This window comes from Empedobacter falsenii (assembly GCF_013488205.1).
GTDB classification, from domain to species: Bacteria; Bacteroidota; Bacteroidia; order Flavobacteriales; family Weeksellaceae; genus Empedobacter; species Empedobacter falsenii_C.
Genome location: NZ_CP040908.1, coordinates 327504 through 349707, shown reverse-complemented (window position 1 = coordinate 349707; position 22204 = coordinate 327504). Strand labels below are relative to the sequence as shown.

At 33.5% G+C, this 22204-nt stretch carries 19 protein-coding genes and 4 tRNA genes; 3 read left to right on the top strand and 20 right to left on the bottom strand.

Annotation, left to right across the window (positions count from 1 at the left end; translation table 11 throughout):
* The first annotated feature begins 89 nt into the window (after positions 1–89).
* Positions 90–539 (top strand): hypothetical protein, encoded by a 450-nt coding sequence (locus FH779_RS01645; RefSeq protein ID WP_038331079.1) that lies wholly within the window; start codon positions 90–92, stop codon positions 537–539.
* Positions 540–605: 66 nt separating this feature from the next.
* Positions 606–1088 (top strand): hypothetical protein, encoded by a 483-nt coding sequence (locus FH779_RS01640; RefSeq protein WP_038331078.1) that lies wholly within the window; start codon positions 606–608, stop codon positions 1086–1088.
* On the opposite strand, the gene FH779_RS01635 is transcribed toward FH779_RS01640, so the two are convergent.
* Positions 1060–1575: a hypothetical protein gene (locus FH779_RS01635; protein ID WP_125349429.1), complete on the bottom strand. Its 516-nt coding sequence runs from the start codon at positions 1573–1575 to the stop codon at positions 1060–1062. The two genes, FH779_RS01640 and FH779_RS01635, sit on opposite strands and share 29 nt — an antisense overlap.
* A 100-nt stretch (positions 1576–1675) precedes the next feature.
* Here FH779_RS01635 and FH779_RS01630 point away from each other — a divergent pair, with 100 nt between their 5' ends.
* Entirely contained in the window at positions 1676–2251 is a 576-nt protein-coding gene (locus FH779_RS01630; RefSeq protein ID WP_114998862.1) for a DUF3575 domain-containing protein, read from the top strand.
* Between the two features lie 39 nt (positions 2252–2290).
* Here the strand turns inward: FH779_RS01630 and FH779_RS01625 are convergent, their stop codons facing one another.
* From FH779_RS01625 to hpf, 19 genes are all read right to left on the bottom strand, one after another.
* The gene (locus FH779_RS01625) at positions 2291–4327 is read right to left on the bottom strand and encodes a T9SS type A sorting domain-containing protein (RefSeq protein WP_180905822.1); all 2037 of its coding nucleotides are present in this window, start codon (positions 4325–4327) and stop codon (positions 2291–2293) included.
* Positions 4328–4463: 136 nt separating this feature from the next.
* Complete coding sequence (locus tag FH779_RS01620) at positions 4464–5558, bottom strand: hypothetical protein (RefSeq protein WP_180905821.1); 1095 nt, start codon at positions 5556–5558, stop codon at positions 4464–4466.
* Entirely contained in the window at positions 5551–6753 is a 1203-nt protein-coding gene (locus FH779_RS01615; RefSeq protein WP_180905820.1) for a helix-turn-helix domain-containing protein, read from the bottom strand. Before FH779_RS01615 ends, FH779_RS01620 begins: the two co-directional genes overlap by 8 nt.
* An 89-nt stretch (positions 6754–6842) precedes the next feature.
* Positions 6843–8162 carry a dihydrolipoamide acetyltransferase family protein gene (locus FH779_RS01610; protein WP_180905819.1) on the bottom strand — a complete coding sequence of 440 codons (1320 nt, stop codon included), beginning with the start codon at positions 8160–8162 and terminating at the stop codon, positions 6843–6845.
* A gap of 235 nt (positions 8163–8397) precedes the next feature.
* Positions 8398–8691 (bottom strand): DUF3467 domain-containing protein, encoded by a 294-nt coding sequence (locus FH779_RS01605; RefSeq protein WP_038331074.1) that lies wholly within the window; start codon positions 8689–8691, stop codon positions 8398–8400.
* Positions 8691–12968: a DNA-directed RNA polymerase subunit beta' gene (gene rpoC / locus FH779_RS01600; RefSeq protein WP_180905818.1), complete on the bottom strand. Its 4278-nt coding sequence runs from the start codon at positions 12966–12968 to the stop codon at positions 8691–8693. The genes FH779_RS01605 and rpoC overlap by 1 nt, the downstream gene beginning before the upstream one ends.
* A gap of 62 nt (positions 12969–13030) precedes the next feature.
* Positions 13031–16873 carry a DNA-directed RNA polymerase subunit beta gene (gene rpoB / locus FH779_RS01595; RefSeq protein WP_125349434.1) on the bottom strand — a complete coding sequence of 1281 codons (3843 nt, stop codon included), beginning with the start codon at positions 16871–16873 and terminating at the stop codon, positions 13031–13033.
* 102 nt (positions 16874–16975) lie between these two features.
* Positions 16976–17344, bottom strand: coding sequence for a 50S ribosomal protein L7/L12 (gene rplL / locus FH779_RS01590; RefSeq protein ID WP_019974307.1), 369 nt, complete (start codon positions 17342–17344; stop codon positions 16976–16978).
* Positions 17345–17391: 47 nt separating this feature from the next.
* Positions 17392–17904 carry a 50S ribosomal protein L10 gene (gene rplJ, locus FH779_RS01585; protein ID WP_180906777.1) on the bottom strand — a complete coding sequence of 171 codons (513 nt, stop codon included), beginning with the start codon at positions 17902–17904 and terminating at the stop codon, positions 17392–17394.
* A gap of 18 nt (positions 17905–17922) precedes the next feature.
* Positions 17923–18618 (bottom strand): 50S ribosomal protein L1, encoded by a 696-nt coding sequence (gene rplA / locus FH779_RS01580; protein WP_038331070.1) that lies wholly within the window; start codon positions 18616–18618, stop codon positions 17923–17925.
* 17 nt (positions 18619–18635) lie between these two features.
* The gene (gene rplK / locus FH779_RS01575; protein WP_038331069.1) at positions 18636–19076 is read right to left on the bottom strand and encodes a 50S ribosomal protein L11; all 441 of its coding nucleotides are present in this window, start codon (positions 19074–19076) and stop codon (positions 18636–18638) included.
* 75 nt (positions 19077–19151) lie between these two features.
* The gene (gene nusG, locus FH779_RS01570; protein WP_038331068.1) at positions 19152–19700 is read right to left on the bottom strand and encodes a transcription termination/antitermination protein NusG; all 549 of its coding nucleotides are present in this window, start codon (positions 19698–19700) and stop codon (positions 19152–19154) included.
* A gap of 32 nt (positions 19701–19732) precedes the next feature.
* The gene (gene secE / locus FH779_RS01565) at positions 19733–19921 is read right to left on the bottom strand and encodes a preprotein translocase subunit SecE (protein WP_038331172.1); all 189 of its coding nucleotides are present in this window, start codon (positions 19919–19921) and stop codon (positions 19733–19735) included.
* 15 nt (positions 19922–19936) lie between these two features.
* Positions 19937–20007, bottom strand: a tRNA-Trp gene (locus FH779_RS01560).
* 61 nt (positions 20008–20068) lie between these two features.
* Positions 20069–21256 carry an elongation factor Tu gene (gene tuf, locus FH779_RS01555; RefSeq protein ID WP_038331067.1) on the bottom strand — a complete coding sequence of 396 codons (1188 nt, stop codon included), beginning with the start codon at positions 21254–21256 and terminating at the stop codon, positions 20069–20071.
* A gap of 185 nt (positions 21257–21441) precedes the next feature.
* Positions 21442–21514: transfer RNA gene (locus FH779_RS01550), tRNA-Gly, on the bottom strand.
* A gap of 73 nt (positions 21515–21587) precedes the next feature.
* Positions 21588–21668, bottom strand: a tRNA-Tyr gene (locus FH779_RS01545).
* 31 nt (positions 21669–21699) lie between these two features.
* Positions 21700–21773, bottom strand: a tRNA-Thr gene (locus FH779_RS01540).
* A gap of 130 nt (positions 21774–21903) precedes the next feature.
* Positions 21904–22203, bottom strand: a complete 300-nt coding sequence (gene hpf / locus FH779_RS01535) for a ribosome hibernation-promoting factor, HPF/YfiA family (RefSeq protein ID WP_038331066.1) — start codon at positions 22201–22203, stop codon at positions 21904–21906.
* Position 22204 lies beyond the last annotated feature (1 nt).

Sequence of the window (22204 nt, the reverse complement as noted above, 5' to 3'; positions counted from 1 at the left end):
TAAATTTTAATAAATCATTATAAATAGCTACAACAAGATAAGTTGTAGCTATTTATCTTTACACTAAGTTTAATTTCAAAACCAAACGTATGACTTTAAGGAAAATCAGTACAATCTTCATTCTTTTATTCTCCTCTTTTGCATTCAGTCAAAACTTATTTGGCGTTTCAGGAAGTTATTCTAATCAATCTGGGAACTTTGCCAAACTAGGTCTGTTTTACACTTTTGGATTAGGTGATACATTTATCACTCCACGAATAGATGCCAACGCAAACATGGCTTATATGCGAGATAATTTTCATGTCATTCCAGAAATTGGTATTACAGGCTATTTTACCTCAGGCGGCTCATATATTTTTCCTTTTGTAGAAAGCGAGTTTACACCGTATACAATCACTCCAAAAGTTGGATTAACTTTTTTGACCATAGTTGAATTTGGAATAGGATATGGTTTTAAAATTAATGAGAAAGATAATTTCAAACCGATAAAAGGCTTTCAATTTTCTGCTGGAATTAATATTCCTTTCAATTGGAATTAGAGAAAGTAAAAACGACGAAAATTTATTTTTTTGGAAGAAAACTAAATAATTCATTAATTTTATCACATGAAAAAGTTCATCGCAATCTTTGTTTTTATCATTAGTTTTCAAGCGAAAGCACAACAAAATTTAACCGATTATTTTACAATTAATCTTGGTTATGAATATTGGAATGGAAATTATGGAAAAGTTGGAACAGATTTGTTCTTAGTACAAGATAACAACAATATTTTGACATTTAGCGCCAATGCAAATTTGGGTTATATGAAAGATAAATTTCGTGTAATTCCAGAAGTTGGAGCTGGATATATGTTCAATTTTCACAACAATCCAGGTGATCCTTATAGTTCAAATTTTAGCTCTGCTTTTTATGTTATTCGCGCCGAAGTTTCTCCATGGACAATTACACCAAAAGCTGGTATTGCAGTTTTGAGCATTGTAGAGTTAAATGCTGGTTATTCTTTCGAGTTTAGAGAAAATAAAAATTTTAAAGATATGAGCGGTTTCCGAGCTGTATTAACTATTCACTTGCCGACTCAGCTTTTTTAGCATTTCTAATACTTTTACGCAATTCTTTCAAACGAATATATAAATCTGAAGTCGACGCATTTTCTTCAATCGTATTAAAAATAAAAACACCTTTATCAGTATAAAAGAAGATAATTGCTTCGTGATCGGCAACTTTAAAAGCATTTGTAATCCCATTTATTTTGTTCTCAACCCAAGATAATTTGCATGTTTTCAAATCAAAAATATGATCTTCATTACCCAAAATATCTTTGAAAATTAATTGATCTCCTTGTACATATAATACACCACTTCCCTGAAAAGATTTCATTTTAAGAAATCTCCCTTGCGGACGCCCAATATTGTAACGTACAACAGCTTTTAAGTCTACCTGATCTGGTAAGCTTTTCAGTGTATGTTGTTCATTTTTCTCTCTGACTTTCGCATCAGATACGGCAATAACAAAGAATATCGAAACAAAAATTCCGAAAATCAAAAATATTATTAGGATTGATATGATTGGTGCCATAATGTACTTAAATGTTAAGTAAAGTTATAAAAAAGCTTGAATTAACATATAAATAAACTGCTTTTTTTACCTTAGCCTAGTAAACTGATAAAAATTACGAATGAATAAATTAATTTGGTTGTTATTTCCCGCCACAATCTTTGCTCAAAAAAGAGAAACACAAATAAAAGTTAATGCGTTAACAATGCCACTTGCAATGGTAAATCTTGGTGTTGAACATGCAATCACAGATAGGATAACTTTACAAGCTGACGGTTTTATCTCTCCATGGAAATCATTTGCAGGTAATCATTTACAAATGTATATGGTTTTTGGTGAAGGTAGATATTACTTTGATAAATCTTTTAGTAAATTTTATATAGGTCCAAACATTGGAGTTGGTTTCTTTGATATTCAAAAATGGAATTATTGGAACACTGATAAATATCAACGTGGAGTAGCAATCTTAACAGGAGCTACAATAGGTTATCAAGTAAAAATTAACGAAAATTGGGGATTAGATGTTTTTGTTGGTGGAGGACACTCTCAAGGAAATTACAAAGGATATTATAAAGAAGATTCTCCTAATTTCGGACGATATGATTCTGCGCAATCATTTAATAAAAGTGGGGAGTGGCTGCTTTACAAAGGCGGTGTAATGCTTACTTATAAATTTAAACGAAAAAAATCCAACTAAAATTAGTTGGATTTCTTTCATAATTAGTGTTAATTAGAATTAGAAAACTAAGATTTTTGCTGTATTAGCTTTACCTTGCTTGTCTAACGTTTTGATGATATAAACTCCTTTATTCCATCCGTTTGTAAAAATTGTTTTAGAAGAATTTCCTGAAGAAATTAAATTACCGTTCATATTAAATACTTGATATGTTGCGTATTCATAATCAACTCGGATTTCTTTTACATTACTCAAATATTTTATTGATTGTTTATTTTTTTGAATATCATTAACTGCTAAACTTTCAAAAGGAAATTTATAGAAATCTGTTATAAATGATGTAGCAGAATAATCGCTTCCATAATAAACATACAAACGGTCATATTCTCCATTTCTTTTTGTTCCATAACCAGACATTGTAATATTTCCTTTTTCAGTTCTTCCAGAGAAACTTGCTAAAAGATTATTCTCATCTTGTGCAATACTATAAGTATTTGCAGCCTTATTATTTACTCTATCTTGATAAGCATACACATATTCAATTTTATCGTCATCGTTAACAATAGTTGGATTCAAAGTTAATGCATTAAGGAAAGGGGCGAACAATTCTGTTTCCAAAGTTATAGGTAATCTTACTTTTTTTACTTCTACACCTTTCGTATCATAATGTTTTACAATACCAAATGCCTTATCTCCTTCTACTTCACCAAAATTAAGTCCTACGACATAGTTGAATGTATTACCATTCGCAATTCTATTAAAATTTAAAGACAATAAATCATCATTATGAACTGCTGGAAAATCTTGAGCTAATTCTAGTTCAGGCAAATTATAAACCTTGATGTTAGATATTCCTTCACCGTTATCAATCAGCATAACAACTTGATCTTTTTGATTTGCTAATTCAGTTAATTCAATCCCGGTTTCTATACCTCCATTTGCGATATCTTCATTCAATGTTTTAAGAACTGTTCCATCCTCATTTACAACATAATAATTAAACCATTCGCGATCATTAGGCATATCATAAAATAAAGCACCATAAGTAAACTCTAACTTACTATCTGCATTATAAACATTAGAAGAAATGTCATATTTATCTGTATTATAAAACAATCCAAAAGTAGTCATTGGAATTGTGTACGGATTTTCTTCATCAAATCCTATCACTGGTAAATTATATGTCTTCTCTAATTTAAAAGTTTCAGCATCTATAAAATCCAAAGCAAATTTTGCATTTGTATTAAATTCTAATGTACTATTATCTAATAACTTTTCTGTATAATGAGAAAAAACTAAATAATCTTTTCCATTCAAATTTTTATGTGCTAATGGAAGTCCTACGTAGAAATTTACTAAATCAAAAGGAACTTTATATTCTAAAGTATTTGTACTATTATTTAAATCTACTTTTTTTACAGTAACATAATCTTCGTCACTATGATAAGTATAGACGTTAAGTTTTCCTTTAGAATCTTTTAAAATTTCAGCCGAAGATGCATCAACTTTATTTAATATTTCTCCAGATTCATTTACAAACCAAATTTGATGTTTTTGAAAAGCTGGCCCTTGTCCTCCTTCGAAAAAGTGAACATATACAGCTACAATCAATTTGTTGTTATTATCAAGTATTTTAGAAGAAAAATCTCCAATAGGTTCTGCTCTATTAGCTGATTCTGGAATACTAATTGTAAACTGTTTATCAACTTTTAGGTCATCTGTGTATGTCTTAAAAGTTAAAGATGCATTTGCTCCGTATTTAGAATCAATAGAAAACATTACAGTTTCATTTGTATCTACATTTGTTCCATAGGTCCATCGTTGTGCATTTATACTTCCGAAAGGAGTTAAAGTATTTTTTTCAGATCCATTTTTAGTATTTAGTCCTGCTGTTTCCTCAAAATTAGCAAAAGCATTTGCATCTTTTCCTCTATTATGAGTTGTCCAATCAAAACTTCTATTTAATTTATCTAAAGAATTTGACTTAGATTTATTATTTTTTATAAGAGTTGTATTCGATTTTTCGAAAATTGTTTGCGCATAAGTAGTTGAGCATAACCCAAAAATTGTTGCCAATAGAATAAAAGTCTTCTTCATAATTCAATGTGTTATTTAATTTTTTCAAATGAAAAAAATAATTATTGAATATGAAATTGAATTAGCTCTAATTTAAATGAATTTTACTTAAATTCATCAACACTAAAAACAATATAATTAACTAATAATAAGCAAATTAACCTTTATTATTTCTGAAAATAGATTTTAAATTTAAAAAATTCTGATTTCTACTATTTTTTAGAAATAGTAAAAAAATAATGACAAGTAATAAGACTAATGGTAGTTTAAAAAAAGATAAGTTATACCAGAATCCTTGATCTTTATATAACAAAAAATTTAGGCTTTTCTCTTTTGCTTCTTGATTACTTTTTTCCAATTGCAAATTTATTTTTTTGATATAATCTATATATTTTTTGTAAGCAATATAATCTTGTTGATAAAAAGCGTTTTGTGCCAAAATTCTATATACATACAAATTTACACTAATAGGTTCCGAAGCTTTTATTTCTTTTAAAACTTCTTTCAAAAGTTGATTGGAATATGTATAATCTTTTTTTGCTTGATAAATCCTTGCCAAGCTCGTTTTGGCAGACTGATCATATTCTTTTAGATTATTCTTTTTTATAACAAAAAAAGCTTCATCTAAGTACAATGTAGCAGAATCTAAGATCGATTTATCAATTAAACAATTTGATTTCTCAATATAAACTAACGCTAAATTGTTTAATGTACTTTGATTTAATTCTCTACTCTTATAAGATTTGATCGATTTATCGTAATATTTTAAAGCAAAATCGCAATCTAAATCATCTTTATATCCATTTCCTTTTATCCCGTAAATATTCCCTAAATACATTGGTCTTTTTTCTTCAGAAAATTCTTTCGAAAGAATTAAATTTTCAGATTTTTCGAGATAATAGCGAGATTGAGTATTAAATCCATACAATTGAAAAAGCTCACCTATTCTTCCTAAAATTCTAGCTTCATTAAAAGTATCTTTCTCTTTTTTAACATAATCATATGTTTCAAATGCGTATTTCAACGCATTATAAGTATCATCTAAAGAGCTATATGCATTTGTTTTGATTAATCGAGCAGTAATTTGATCGTCTTTATTTTCTGAAGTTTTTATAATACGATTTGCCATTTCAATCGCTTTTTGCGGATTAAAATAAACATAATCGTATGCAATTCTCACACTATCTGATTTCTGAGCAAAACTGAAAGAAGTTCCGAATAAAAAAAGTAAGGTTAAAATTATATTATTCATCTTCATTTAAATTTTTTATAAAAACAGAAGGTGTAACACCTGTTACTAATTTAAAAAAAGTGGTAAAACTACTCTGAGATATAAAGCCGCTTTCTTTAGCTAAATGACTAATTTTATATAACCGAAATTTTTTATCTTCTTTTAATATTTTTACGATGTAATCTATGCGCAATTCATTAATGTAATTATTAAAACTTTTCTGTTTTACATTATTTAAAATAGATGATAAATACTTAATATTTGTATCTAAATCTTTGGCTAAAATTGAAATCGTGATCGTAGGATTTAGAAAACCTTTATTTTTCTCAAAATTTTCTAATTTCATTAAAATTTCGCTTTCAACTTTATCAGAAATTAGATTTGTTTTAACTATATTTTCTTCAATTCGCTTCTTTTTCTTATAAAAAATCAACGTTATAATGATTAATATAAATACAATAGATAAAACAACAGAAGCTGTTTTTAAATGTTTTTCTTTAATCTCTTTTTGAAATTTTTGTTGATCAATAAGTTTATTGACTAAATAATTTTGAGTTGTTTTCTTTTCAACATTCAAATGCTCTGCTAATTCATTTAATTGACTCGTATAAATCGCATATTCTTTAAAAGAATTAGTAGATAAAAAATAATTTTGAATTCTTTTTAACAAAATAAATCGTTCAACTTCATTTGCAATCTGCAAACTGTCAATCGTAGCATTTGCTTCGTTCAAATTATTTATTTTTTTAGATATAATTGGACTAAAAGATAAATCATATTTAAGATTAATAAACTTGTTTCTAGTATCATTTATCCAAGTACTATCTTTTGTTTTGACTTTATTTAACAGTTTCTTCGATTCTTCCTTAAACCCTAAATAATAAAATAAATCTGATCCTATAAGATAGTATCGATCTTTCAATTCTTGATTATTTGATGCTAAAACTTCTGGTTCAATCGCGAAAAAAATATCTAAAGCCTCTGTATCTTTAGAAACGTATACTTTTATTTTTACTAAATCGAGTTGATAATTTAATTTTTGAATGGTGTTTGCAGAATTGTTAATCAAGTATTCATATATCTTTATACTTTTAGAATTATCTATTTTTAATTTCTCCACAGCTTCTTTATAGAAAGCATTATTCTCCTCAACATCTTGAGAAAAACAGTATACAGAAAAAAATAAAACAAGTAGATAGATAAATCTCATCTTCATTACAACTAAACCTAATTGTAAAAATAAAAAAAACTCTGACTTAATCAGAGTTTTTAAGATGTTATATACGTTTTTTTATGATTCTAATATTACACAGGCGTATTCATATCAAAAGCCTCAAGATATTCTGCAACACGTTTTACAAACATACCTCCTAAAGCGCCATCTACAACACGGTGATCGTAAGCATGAGATAAGTACATTTTGTGACGAATTGCAATCATATCTCCCTGTGGAGTTTCGATAACAGCAGGTTTTTTCACGATTGCCCCAACAGCTAAAATAGCCACTTGTGGTTGAGGAATAATTGGCGTTCCTAATGTATTTCCGAAAGATCCAATATTTGTAATTGTATACGTTCCTCCTTGGATTTCTGCTGGTTTCAATTTATTGTTACGAGAACGATTTGCTAAATCATTAACCTGAGAAGCTAAACCTGCTAAATTAAATTGATCTGCATTTTTGATAACAGGAACAATTAAATTTCCACTTGGTAAAGCTGCTGCCATTCCAATATTTATATTTTTCTTTTTGATGATTTTATCTCCATCAACCGAAACATTAATCATTGGGAAATCTTGAATTGCTTTTGCTACAGCTTCGATAAAAATTGGCATAAACGTAATTTTCTCACCATGTTTCTTCTGAAACTCATTTTTATTTTTATCTCTCCACAACACAATATTCGTCATATCAACTTCTACGAAAGACGTTACGTGAGGAGCAATTTGTTTTGCTTGTAGCATATTTTGCGCAATAATTTTACGCATTCTATCCATTTCGATAATTTCATCTCCTTCACCAACAGAAATTGGCGCAGATTGCACTTGCGGTGCTTGAGGTTGAGCAACTGGTGCAGCAACAGAAGTCGTAACAACTGTTTTCGCTGGTTGATTTCCTCTATTTTTAACGAAATCCAAAATATCATCTTTCGTTACACGTCCGTCTTTTCCAGAACCTGAAATTTGATCTAACTCAGCCTGAGAAACACCTTCTTCTTTCGCAATAGATTTTACTAAAGGAGAATAAAATTTATCATCAGACGAAGTAATAACCGTTTCAGTTTTGATTGTTGCAACTTCAGCTTCGATAGATTTTGCTGCATCTGCAATTTCCTGATCGCTACTTGTATCTACTTCTTCTACCGAATCAGCTTGTTCTACAACTCCATCAACAGACAAAATTGCGATAGGCTCACCTACTTTTGCAATTCCATCTACCGGAACTAAGATTTCTTTTAAAACTCCTGCAACTGGCGAAGGAACATCAGAATCTACTTTATCTGTTGCGATTTCTACAACCGATTCATCTTCACTAATCGAATCACCAATATTCTTGATCCAATTTGTTACAGTAGCTTCCATTACACCTTCTCCCATAGAAGGTAGAATTAATTTATAGTCAGACATTCTTGTGTTATTTGCTAAATACAAATCTAAACATTTTTTCGATTCAAAAAAATACTGTTAAAAAGATTAATGTATTTTATTTTTAAATTATTCGTATTAATATTACAAATAATTATCAATTTAATAATTGATCTAACATTTATAAGATTATTTTTAATGATTTGATAGTTTTGATTGCATAAAAAAATCCCCCAATCTAAGATTGAGGGACTTTTTGAAATATTAAGAATGATTCTTAAGCTTCGTAAGTTGCAGTACCGTTGTTTACTTGAGGTTCTTTGATTTCACCAAAGCTTTTCTCGAAGTTAGTTACGTTTTCTGCTAACGATTGAGATAATTGTTTTGCTTGTAATGGAGACAAAATAATTCTTGATTTTACTGATGGTCTAGCACCTGGTAAAAATTGAACGAAATCTACAACGAACTCAGATGGTGAGTGGTTGATGATTGCTCCTGTAGCATAAACACCTTGAGCTACTAATTCGTTTAACTCAATGTTTAATCCTTCGTTTTGTTGATTTTCTGACATTATATTTCTTGTTTTGCGTTTATTAATTCCTCGTATTCACGGTTAGATCCTACGATGATATTTTGATACTCTTTTAATCCAGTTCCGGCAGGAATTAAGTGTCCAACAATAACGTTTTCTTTTAATCCTACTAAACCGTCTACTTTACCAGCTACAGCTGCTTCGTTAAGAACTTTTGTAGTTTCCTGGAACGATGCCGCAGACATGAAAGATTTAGTTTGTAAAGACGCTCTTGTAATCCCTTGTAAAACTGCTTCTGCTGTTGCAGGTAAAGCCTCACGAGCTGTTACTAAGTTTTTGTCTTCACGTTTTAATTTAGAGTTTTCGTCACGTAATTCGCGAACTGTGATGATTTGTCCTGCACTTAATGTGTCAGAATCACCAGCATCTTCTACGACTTTCATTCCGAATAAACGATCGTTTTCTTGCATGAAATCATCTTTGTGCTCTAAACTATCTTCTAAGAATCTTGAATCTCCTGAGTCTACAATACGAACTTTACGTAACATTTGACGTACGATAATTTCGAAGTGTTTGTCATCGATTTTTACCCCTTGTAAACGGTATACATCTTGAATCTCGTTTACTAAGTATTCTTGAACCGCTGTTGGTCCTAAGATTCTTAAAATATCTTCTGGTGTAATTGCTCCATCTGATAAAGGCTCACCTGCACGTACGAAGTCATTTTCTTGAACTAAGATTTGTGCTGATAATTTAACTAAGTAACGACGGATCTCACCATTTTTAGATTCAACAATGATTTCGCGGTTACCACGTTTTATTTTACCGAAAGATACAACTCCATCCATTTCACAAACAACTGATGGGTTAGATGGATTACGAGCCTCTAACAACTCTGTAATACGAGGTAAACCTCCTGTAATATCGCCAGATTTAGCTGACTTACGAGGAATCTTAACTAAGATTTTACCTGCATTAATTTTTTCACCATCATTTACCATTAAGTGTGCACCTACTGGTAAGTTGTATGTTTTTTCTTCACCATCAATAGTGATAACTCTTAACGCTGGAACTAATTTTTTATTACGTGATTCAGAAATAACTTTTTCTTGGAATCCTGTTTGCTCATCGATTTCAATCTGGAAAGTTACCCCTTGCTCTAATTGTTCGTACTCGATTTTACCAGTAGATTCCGCGATGATTACCCCGTTATAAGGGTCCCAACTTGCAATCTCTTGACCTTTTTGAACTTTAGCTCCGTTTTTAACAGATAAGATAGTACCGTAAGCGATGTTAGTTTGTTGACGAACGTTTCCTAAATCGTCAATTACTTTCATCTCTGTAGAACGAGAAACAACTGTATCTACTTTGTTACCTGCATCATCTGTCGATTCAACAGTACGTAAGTCGTCAAACTCAACAGTACCGTCAACTTTAGCATTAATTGTATTTTGCTCAGAAACGTTACCCGCAGTACCCCCAACGTGGAAAGTACGTAATGTTAACTGTGTACCAGGCTCACCAATAGATTGTGCAGCAACTACACCAACTGATTCACCTTTTTGAACACCTTTACCTGTAGCTAAGTTACGTCCGTAACATTTAGCACAAATTCCAGTTTTCGCTTCACATGTTAATGGAGAACGAACCTCTACATTTTCGATACCAGCTGCTTCTAAAGCATCACCAACATCTTCTGTAATAATGTTACCAGCAGAAATGATTAATTCACCATTATCTGGGTTGTAAATATCATTTAATGAAGTACGACCTAATACACGAGAAGATAAACTTTCGATGATTTCTTCTTTTTTCTTAAGTGCTGTAACTTCTAAACCTCTTAATGTACCACAATCTTCGTGCATTACGATAACGTCTTGTGCAACGTCAACTAAACGACGAGTCAAGTATCCAGCATCGGCAGTTTTTAAGGCAGTATCGGCAAGACCTTTACGCGCACCGTGCGAAGAAATAAAGTACTCTAAGATAGACAGACCTTCACGGAAGTTAGAGATAATTGGGTTTTCGATGATATCCCCACCAGTAGAACCAGCTTTTTGAGGTTTAGCCATCAATCCACGCATACCTGATAACTGACGAATTTGCTCTTTAGATCCACGCGCTCCAGAATCAAGCATCATGAATACAGAGTTAAATCCTTGTTGATCTTCTGTCATACGTTTCATTACAATTTCTGTTAATGTTGCGTTTGTTGTTGTCCAAACATCAATAACTTGGTTGTAACGTTCGTTATTTGTAATAAGACCCATGTTATAGTTCATCTTAATGTTCTCAACTTGGTTGATCGCACCAGAGATAAGGTCTTTCTTTTGTTCTGGGATTAAGATATCTCCTAATGAGAATGATAAACCACCCTCGAAGGCATTACGGTATCCTAATTGTTTCATATCATCTAAGAAAGCAGCCGTTGTAGGGAAATCTGTAATCTTGATGATTTTATTAATAATTGTACGTAACGATTTTTTCGTTAATACTTCATTAATATAACCTACTTGTTTCGGAACAATTTGGTTGAATAACACACGTCCTACTGAAGTTTCGATTAATTGATTTTCTACTAACTCCTCTCCTACACGAATTGTTCCTTTTACACGAATTGGGGCGTTTAAGTCAACAGCTCCTTCGTTGTATGCAATTTGAACTTCTTCGTCTGAATAGAAAGTTAATCCTTCACCTTTTACTGTAAATTGGTGGTCAGTACGACGAATTTTCGTCATGTAGTAAAGACCTAAAACCATATCCTGAGAAGGTACAGTAATTGGAGAACCATTAGCAGGATTCAAAATATTTTGAGAAGCCAACATTAATAATTGTGCTTCTAAAACAGCTTCTGGTCCTAATGGTAAGTGAACGGCCATCTGGTCACCATCGAAATCGGCATTGAAGGCAGTACACACTAATGGGTGTAAACGAATTGCTTTACCTTCGATTAATTTCGGTTGGAATGCTTGGATACCTAAACGGTGTAACGTAGGGGCACGGTTTAATAAAACTGGGTGACCTTTGATTACATTTTCTAAAATATCCCAAACAACTGGCTCTTTTCTATCGATAATTTTCTTAGCCGATTTAACTGTTTTTACAATTCCACGCTCGATTAATTTACGAACTACGAATGGTTTGTATAATTCAGCTGCCATATCTTTTGGTAAACCACATTCGTGTAACTTAAGTGTTGGTCCAACAACAATTACAGAACGAGCAGAATAATCCACACGTTTACCTAATAAGTTTTGACGGAAACGACCTTGTTTACCTTTTAATGAATCAGATAATGATTTTAACGGACGGTTACCATCAGCTTTTACAGCAGATGCTTTACGTGTGTTATCGAATAATGAATCAACCGCTTCTTGTAACATACGTTTTTCATTACGTAAGATTACTTCTGGCGCTTTGATTTCCATTAATCGTTTCAAACGGTTATTACGGATAATTACACGACGATATAAATCGTTTAAATCTGATGTTGCAAAACGACCACCATCTAATGGAACTAATGGACGTAATTCTGGCGGAATAACCGGAATAACGCGCATTACCATCCATTCTGGACGGTTTACGTGGTGCATATTTGACTCACGTAACGACTCAACAACTTGTAAACGTTTTAACGCTTCTGTACGACGTTGTTTAGAAGTTTCGTTATGTGCTTTGTGTCTTAATTCGTAAGATAACTCATCTAAATTGATACGAGATAATAGGTCTTCTAATGCTTCAGCACCCATTTTCGCAACGAATTTATTCGGATCTGTATCTTCTAGATATTGATTCTCGATTGGAAGAGTTTCTAAAATATCTAAATACTCTTCTTCTGATAAGAAATCTAATCTATTTAATTCTTCACCTTCTGGTCCTTTTGCGATACCTGCTTGAATCACTACATATCTTTCGTAGTAAATTACCATGTCTAATTTCTTAGATGGTAATCCTAAGATGTAACCAATTTTGTTTGGTAATGAACGGAAATACCAAATATGTGCAATTGGAACAACAAGATTGATGTGTCCAATACGCTCACGACGAACTTTCTTTTCAGTAACTTCAACCCCACAACGGTCACAAACGATACCTTTATAACGGATTCTTTTATATTTTCCGCAGGCACATTCGTAATCTTTTACAGGTCCAAAGATACGCTCACAGAATAACCCGTCACGCTCTGGTTTGTGCGTTCTATAGTTAATCGTTTCAGGTTTTAAAACTTCACCTTTAGATTCTTGAAGAATCGATTCTGGAGAAGCTAACCCGATACGGATTTTTGAGAATTGACTTGTTTTATTTTTTGTTGACATATAGAAATGTATCTAACAATTATATTATTATAACGAAAAAGGTAGAATAATAGGTTTCCCTATTATTCTTCCAAGTTTATGTCTAATCCAAGACCTTGTAATTCATGTAACAATACGTTAAATGATTCTGGAATACCAGGTTCTGGCATTGGCTCTCCTTTTACGATTGCTTCGTAAGTTTTCGCACGTCCAATTACGTCATCCGACTTAACTGTTAAGATTTCGCGTAAGATATTAGATGCACCGAATGCTTCTAATGCCCAAACCTCCATCTCTCCGAAACGTTGTCCACCGAATTGTGCTTTACCTCCTAATGGTTGTTGAGTAATTAATGAGTATGGTCCGATAGAACGCGCGTGCATTTTGTCGTCAACCATGTGTCCTAATTTCAACATGTAAATCACCCCTACAGTAGCTTTTTGATCAAAACGTTCTCCAGTGTTACCGTCATATAAATATGTTGTACCGTGTTTTGGAATACCTGCTTCTTCTGTGATGCGATCGATATCAGCGATTTCAGCACCATCGAAGATAGGTGTAGCAAATTTTTGACCCATTTTAAGTCCAGCCCATCCTAATACCGTTTCATAAATCTGACCGATATTCATACGAGATGGTACCCCAAGTGGGTTAAGCACGATATTTACTGGCGTTCCGTCTTCTAAGAAAGGCATATCTTCGTCACGAACGATACGTGCAACAATACCTTTGTTACCGTGACGTCCTGCCATTTTATCCCCTACTCTTAGTTTACGTTTTTTCGCAATGTAGATTTTCGCTAATTTAACGATACCTGCAGGTAACTCGTCTCCAACAGAGATTGTAAATCTTTCGCGGTTAAGTGCTCCTTGTAAATCGTTGTACTTAATTTTGTAATTATGTAACAATTCTTTTACTAATTCGTTCTTATCCTCGTCTGTTGTCCAAAGAGATTCTGCACCAGTTAAGTTTAAGAAATCTTCAACATTAGATAAGATTTTTTGTGTGTATTTTACACCTTTCTTGATCACTTCTTCGTTCAAGTCGTTGTAAATACCTTGAGAAGTTTTTCCGTTTAATAAAACGTATAATTTCTCTAATAAAATCTCTCTTAATTCATTGAATTTAACGTCGTACTCAGCTTCTACACTATCAATGATAGCTTTGTCTTGAGAACGTTTACGTTTATCCTTAATACTACGTGAGAATAATTTTTTATCGATAACAACACCGCGTAATGACGGAGAAGCTTTAAGAGAAGCATCTTTTACATCACCTGCTTTGTCACCAAAGATCGCACGTAATAATTTTTCTTCTGGAGTTGGATCAGATTCTCCTTTTGGAGTAATCTTACCAATCAAGATATCACCAGGTTTTACTTCTGCTCCGATACGGATCATACCGTTTTCGTCTAAGTCTTTTGTAGCCTCTTCCGAAACGTTAGGAATGTCTGAAGTTAATTCTTCCATACCTAATTTTGTATCACGTACATCTAATGAATACTCATCGATGTGGATAGATGTAAACCAGTCTTCGCGAACAGCTTTCTCAGAGATTACAATGGCATCCTCGAAGTTGTACCCCTGCCAAGGCATGAAGGCAACAACCATATTACGACCAATTGCTAATTCTCCTCCTTCTGTTGCATAACCTTCAGATAAAACTTGTCCTTTCTCTACACGATCACCAACTTTTACAATTGGTTTCAACGTAATTGTAGTTCCTTGATTGGTTTTTCTGAATTTTGTTAAATTATATGTTTTCTCAGCAGTATCGAAGCTTACTAATTCTTCGTCTTCTGAACGATCATATTTAATTGTTATAATGTCAGCATCAACATAAGTTACTGTACCTTCACGTTCTGCATTTACTAAGATTCTTGAATCTTTTGCAACTTGTTTTTCTAATCCAGTACCTACAATTGGTGCTTGAGGTTTTAATAATGGAACTGCCTGACGCATCATGTTCGATCCCATTAACGCACGGTTGGCGTCATCATGCTCCAAGAAAGGAATTAATGATGCTGAGATAGAAGCAATCTGGTTAGGTGCAACGTCGATTAAATCAACTTCTGCTGGTGTTACAACAGGGAAATCCCCATCTTCACGAGCAGTTACACGTTCAGTAGCAATAGTACCATCGTCTGTCATGTCGATATTGGCTTGAGCAATTACTTTTGATTCCTCCTCTTCCGCAGTTAAATAGATTGGTGCTGATTCGACGTCCACTTTTCCATCTTCTACTTTTCTGTACGGTGTTTCGATAAACCCTAAGTTATTAACTTTAGCGAATACACATAATGACGAAATCAAACCAATGTTTGGTCCCTCAGGAGTTTCAATTGGACATAAACGTCCGTAATGAGTGTGGTGTACGTCACGTACCTCGAATCCCGCTCTTTCTCTTGATAAACCTCCAGGTCCTAATGCTGATAAACGACGTTTGTGTGTAATCTCTGATAATGGATTTGTTTGGTCCATGAACTGAGATAACTGGTTCGTTCCGAAGAATGAGTTGATAACAGATGATAATGTTTTAGCATTAATCAAATCGATTGGTGTAAACACCTCGTTGTCACGAACATTCATTCTTTCGCGGATAGTTCTAGCCATACGAGCTAAACCTACTCCGAATTGGCTAGCCATTTGCTCACCTACCGTTCTTACACGACGGTTAGATAAGTGGTCAATATCATCCACCTCTGCTTTAGAGTTGATTAATTCGATTAAGTATTTAATAATCGAAATGATATCTTCACGAGTCAATACTTGTACGTCCTCGCTAATGCTTAAGCCTAATTTTTTATTTAATCTGTAACGACCTACTTCACCTAATGAATAACGTTGATCAGAGAAGAATAATTTGTCAATAATTCCTCTTGCTGTTTCCTCATCTGGTGGCTCAGCGTTACGTAATTGTCTATAGATGTACTCTACTGCCTCTTTTTCAGTGTTAGTAGGGTCTTTTTGTAAAGTATTATGGATAATTCCATAATCAGCAGAATTGATATCTTCTTTGTGTAATAAGATCGTCTTAACACCAGAATCTACGATTTGATCGATGTGATCTTTCTCTAAGATTGTTTCACGGTCTAAAATAATTTCATTACGCTCGATAGATACAACTTCTCCTGTATCTTCATCTACGAAATCCTCGTGCCATGTATTTAATACACGCGCAGCAAGTTTACGACCTACAACTTTCTTTAAATTAGCTTTATTAACTTTTACTTCTTCAGCTAAGTCGAAAATTTCTAAGATATCTTTATCTCTTTCGTATCCGATAGCACGTAATAAAGTAGTTAATGGTAACTTTTTCTTACGATCGATGTAAGCGTACATTACGCTGTTGATGTCTGTTGCGAACTCAATCCAAGATCCTTTGAAAGGAATGATACGAGATGAGTACAATTTTGTACCATTCGCGTGGAAAGATTGTCCGAAGAATACCCCAGGAGAACGGTGTAATTGAGATACAATAACACGCTCTGCACCATTAATAATGAATGATCCTGAAGGAGACATGTAAGGAATTGTTCCTAAGTATACGTCTTGCACTACAGTTTCGAAATCTTCGTGTTCTTCGTCCGTACAGTACAATTTAAGACGAGCTTTCAATGGTACGCTGTACGTTAATCCTCTTTCGATACACTCATCAATTGTGTAACGTGGTGGATCTACGAAATAATCTAAGAATTCTAAAACAAACTGATTGCGAGTATCCGTAATTGGAAAATTCTCAGCAAATGTTCGGTAAAGACCTTCATTTTTTCGTTGGTCAGGTCTTGTTTCCAACTGGAAAAAATCTTCAAACGATTTGATCTGAATGTCAAGGAAATCTGGGAACTGAGCGACTGCTTTTGCAGAAGAGAAGTTCAATCTTTCTTTTTTCTCAGTCGAGTTGCTTAATGTTGCTTTAGTGGCCAATTTCGAATGAATTTTGGTTTATATAATGACTTTATGCGTAAAAAGGTTTAGACCTAACACGTCCTGTGTTAGGTCCAAACCTATATTTTTGAGTAATAAAAATTACTTCAATTCTACTACTGCACCAGCTTCTTCTAGCTGTTTCTTTAAAGCTTCAGCTTCGTCTTTAGAAACTGCTTCTTTAACTGTTGCTGGAGTTGAATCTACTAAATCTTTAGCTTCTTTTAATCCTTTACCAGTTAATTCTTTAACTAATTTAACAACTGCTAATTTAGATGCACCTGCTTCTTTTAAGATTACGTCGAATTCTGATTGCTCTTCAGCAGCTTCACCTGCTCCACCTGCAGCAACAACTACAGCAGCAGCAGCTGGTTCGATTCCGTACTCATCTTTTAAGATTGTAGATAATTCATTAACTTCTAAAACTGTTAAGTTTACTAACTCTTCAGCTAATTTTTTTAAATCTGCCATTTTAATGCTTTTTGTTTTTTTAAACTTTTATTTGATATGAGTGTGTCTTATTCTTCTGAAGCTCCTTCTTCTGCTTTTGCAGCGTCTTTGTTCTCTAATTGAGAAACAACAGTTTTGATTGGAGATTGAAGTAACATGATGATGTCTGCGATTAATTCTTCGCGAGATTTCAATGCTACTAATTGTGGTAATTTGTCATCACCTACGAATGTATTATCTTCAATCCAAGCTCCTTTTAAAATAGGTTTTTCAGATTTCTTTCTGAAAGTATCGATTACTTTAGCTGGTGCGTTACCAACTTCAGCAGTCATTAATGCTGTATTTCCTTTTAAAGATCCGTAAAGCTCTTCGAAGTTTTTGTCTTCGATTTGCTCCATAGCTTTCTTTAATAAAGTGTTTTTTACTACGCGTAAAGATACATTGCTTTTGTAGCAAGCTCTTCTTAATTCAGTAGTATTAACAGCGTTTAATCCTTCGATATCTGCTAAGTAGATGATTTTTGCTTCTGCTAATACAGCTTGCAATTCATCTATCATATTTGCTTTATCTTGTTTTGTCATTGCCATAATCTACTAATTTTAAGCGTTTACACTTTTTGGATCTACTGATACACCTACAGATTGAGTTGTAGAAAGCGTAATGCTTTTTACATATGTTCCTTTAGCAGCTGTTGGTTTTAATTTAATTAAAGTTTGAATTAGTTCATTCGCATTTTCTTTAATTTTATCAGCATCGAAAGATACTTTACCAACTGCAGCGTGGATGATTCCGTAACGGTCTACTTTGAAGTCGATTTTACCTGCTTTTACTTCAGAAACGGCTTTACCAACTTCTAAAGTTACAGTACCTGATTTTGGGTTAGGCATTAATCCACGAGGTCCTAAAACACGTCCTAATGGTCCTAATTTACCCATAACTGCTGGCATAGTAACGATAACGTCAACATCTGTCCAACCTTCTTTAATTTTTTGTAAGTATTCGTCTAATCCTACATAGTCTGCACCTGCTGCTTTAGCTTCTGCTTCTTTATCTGGAGTAACTAATGCTAATACTTTTACATCTTTACCTGTTCCGTGTGGTAATGAAACTACACCACGAACCATTTGGTTAGCTTTCTTAGGATCTACACCTAAACGAACTGCTATATCTACAGAAGCATCAAACTTAGCGTAGTTAACTTCCTTTACCAATGATGATGCTTCATCAATAGAGTAAAGTTTGTTTTTTTCTACTTTAGCTAATACCTCTTTTTGTCTTTTTGTTAACTTTGCCATTTCCTAAAATGTTTTAATTATTCTGGAGCTTGCCCACCTTTTACAGTTATACCCATAGAACGTGCAGTTCCAGCAACCATTTTCATAGCAGATTCAACAGTAAAACAGTTCATGTCCGCTAATTTGTCTTCAGCAATAGCTCTAACTTGATCCCAAGTAACAGTACCAACTTTTTGACGGTTTGGTACACCTGATGCTTTTTTCAATTTCGCAGCTTCCATTAACTGAATAGCAGCTGGTGGAGTTTTAATTACGAAATCGAATGATTTGTCTTGATACACAGTAATAACAACTGGTAACACTGCACCTTGTTTTTCTTGTGTACGTCCATTAAATTGTTTACAAAACTCCATGATGTTAACACCTGCAGCACCTAAAGCTGGCCCTACTGGTGGCGAAGGATTTGCTTGTCCTCCTTTAACTTGAAGTTTTACAACTTTTTCAATTTTTTTTGCCATTTTTTTAATTCTTAAAATTAAGCGTTATGTGGAAGCAGCCTAAATTTCTACTTTTAATTTGTTGATAGATTTTGATTATGCAATCTTTTCAACTTGGTTAAAACTTAACTCTAGTGGTGTTTTACGTCCGAAGATTAAAACCATCACTTCAAGTTTACGTTTATCTTCAATGATTTTCTCAACTGTTCCGTTGAAGCCATTGAATGGTCCGTCGATTACTTTTACCGTTTCTCCTACGATGTAAGATATTCCTAAATTTGTATCGATGTTTTCTGCTAATTCGTCAACTTTACCTAACATTCGGTTAACTTCCGATTGTCTCATTGGTACAGGATCACCTCCTTTCGTTGCACTCAAAAAGCTAATTACACCCGATGTATTCTTTACCATGTGAGGAATTTCCCCTACAAGTTCAGCTTCTATCATGATGTAACCAGGAAAGTGTACTTTTTCCTTTTGATATTTTTTACCGTTACGGATTTGAATCACTTTTTCCATAGGAACAACAATTTGTCCTACATAATCATTCAAATTTTGGTACTGAATTTCTCTTTCAATATAATCCTTAACTTTTAGCTCTTGTCCAGCTACAGTCTTGATTACATACCATTTCTTTTCACTCATGATTCTAATTACTAAACGGGATATTTTACAAACTAAAAAGCGCCGTAGATAAAGTTAAGCACTTGTGTGAATAATGTATCTACCGCATATAAAAATATAGCTAACAAAACTGTAGCTATTGCAACAATAATTGTGTCTCTTTGTAGATCTGAGAATGATGGCCATGTTACATGATCTTTAAATTCTACAAAGGAATCTTTAAAATATTGTACGACTTTCATATCGTTTTCATTTAGCACGGGCACAAGGATTCGAACCCTGATCAACGGTTTTGGAGACCGCTATTCTACCATTGAACTATGCCCGTAGAATAAAAAGAGTGGTAATCATTGAAGATTACCACATCTTCTATATTATATTTTGACTAATTAGTCTAAAATTTCAGTTACCTGACCAGCACCTACTGTACGTCCACCTTCGCGGATTGCGAAACGTAAACCTTCGTTTAATGCGATTGGTTGTAATAATTCAACTGTAATAGTTAAGTTATCTCCTGGTAAAACCATCTCAACTCCTTCTGGTAAGTTGATTTCCCCTGTTACGTCAGTTGTACGTACGTAGAACTGTGGACGGTAACGGTTATGGAATGGAGTGTGACGACCACCTTCTTCTTTAGTTAAGATATAAACCTCAGCTTTGAATTTTTTGTGTGGTTTAACAGATCCTTGTTTTGCGATAACCATACCACGACGGATGTCAGTTTTATCAACACCACGTAATAATAAACCTACGTTATCACCAGCTTCACCTCTATCTAAGATTTTACGGAACATTTCAACACCTGTTACAGTAGAAGTTAATTTTTCTTCTCCCATACCAACGATGTCAACTGGATCCCCAGAGTTAATTACACCAGCCTCGATACGTCCTGTAGCAACAGTACCACGACCTGTAATAGAGAATACATCCTCTACTGGCATTAAGAATGGTTTATCTTGATCACGAACTGGTTGCTCAATCCACTCATCAACATTGTTCATTAAGTTTAATACAGTTTCAACCCATTGAGGCTCACCGTTTAATGCACCTAAAGCAGATCCTTGGATAACTGGAGTGTTATCTCCGTCATATTCGTAAGAAGATAATAAATCTCTTACTTCCATTTCTACTAACTCTAATAACTCAGCATCGTCAACCATATCAACTTTGTTTAAGAAAACAACGATACGAGGAACGTTTACTTGGCGACATAATAAGATGTGCTCACGAGTTTGAGGCATTGGACCATCAGTAGCAGCTACTACTAAGATACCACCATCCATTTGAGCAGCTCCTGTAACCATGTTTTTTACGTAATCCGCGTGACCTGGACAGTCAACGTGTGCGTAGTGACGGTTAGCAGTTTCATACTCTACGTGAGATGTATTAATTGTAATACCACGCTCTTTTTCTTCTGGAGCATTATCGATTTGATCGAAAGCTTTTGCTTCTGAATAACCAGCATCAGCTAATACTTTAGTAATCGCTGCAGTCAAAGTTGTTTTACCGTGGTCAACGTGACCAATAGTACCAATATTTAAGTGCGGCTTATTACGGTTGAAAGTTTCCTTTGCCATTTTACTTTTTATTAATTTCTATTGTTATACTTAAATTAAAAAAATAACTTTAAATTATTTTCAAGTGTAAAAGTACACTTTTTGATTTATATAAAGATATTAATTTTTGACTCGCGTTAACCTTGGTTTAAATGAGTTTCAACAACTACTTAAAAGATTAACTATACTGGACGAACCAGAATTTGAGCGGGAAACGGGACTCGAACCCGCAACATTCAGCTTGGAAGGCTGACGCTCTACCAATTGAGCTATTCCCGCATTCACTTCTAAAAAGCTTTGCAAATTTAAAGATTAAATCCTAAACCACAAAAAATTTTAAAAATTAAGTTTGTGGGGAGAGCAGGATTCGAACCTGCGAAGGTTACCCAACGGATTTACAGTCCGTCCTCGTTGGCCGCTTGAGTATCTCCCCGCCTTATTTTTTTGTTCTTCTAAAAACCTTGAGCCGATAGAGGGACTCGAACCCACGACCTGCTGATTACAAATCAGCTGCTCTAGCCAGCTGAGCTACATCGGCATTTTTGTTTTTAAAAGCGTTATTTAAAAGAACAGTCCGTTAAATATGTTTGTTTAACGGACTGCAAATTTACGTTGTTTTTTGAATTAACCAAATTTTTAGGTTCTTTTTTTAGTCAATTCCCTATTTTTTATCTTTCGCTAATTTTTTCTTTTTTTCTGATAATTAATTTTTTTAATGTATCTACCGCTAAATCAATACATTCTTCAAAAGATTGTCCTGTTTTACTTACAACAATATCATCTCCTGGTACTTCTAACTTAATATCAACTGTCTTGTTATTTTTTTCTGCAGTATTCTCTAATTTAAAAGAAACATTCGCTGCAATGATTTTGTCTGACAAAGTTTCTAATTTTTCTAATTTTTTCTCTAAATACTCCTCTAAACCTGGTTTAGTATTGAAGTTTACTGCTTGAAAGTTAATTGTCATA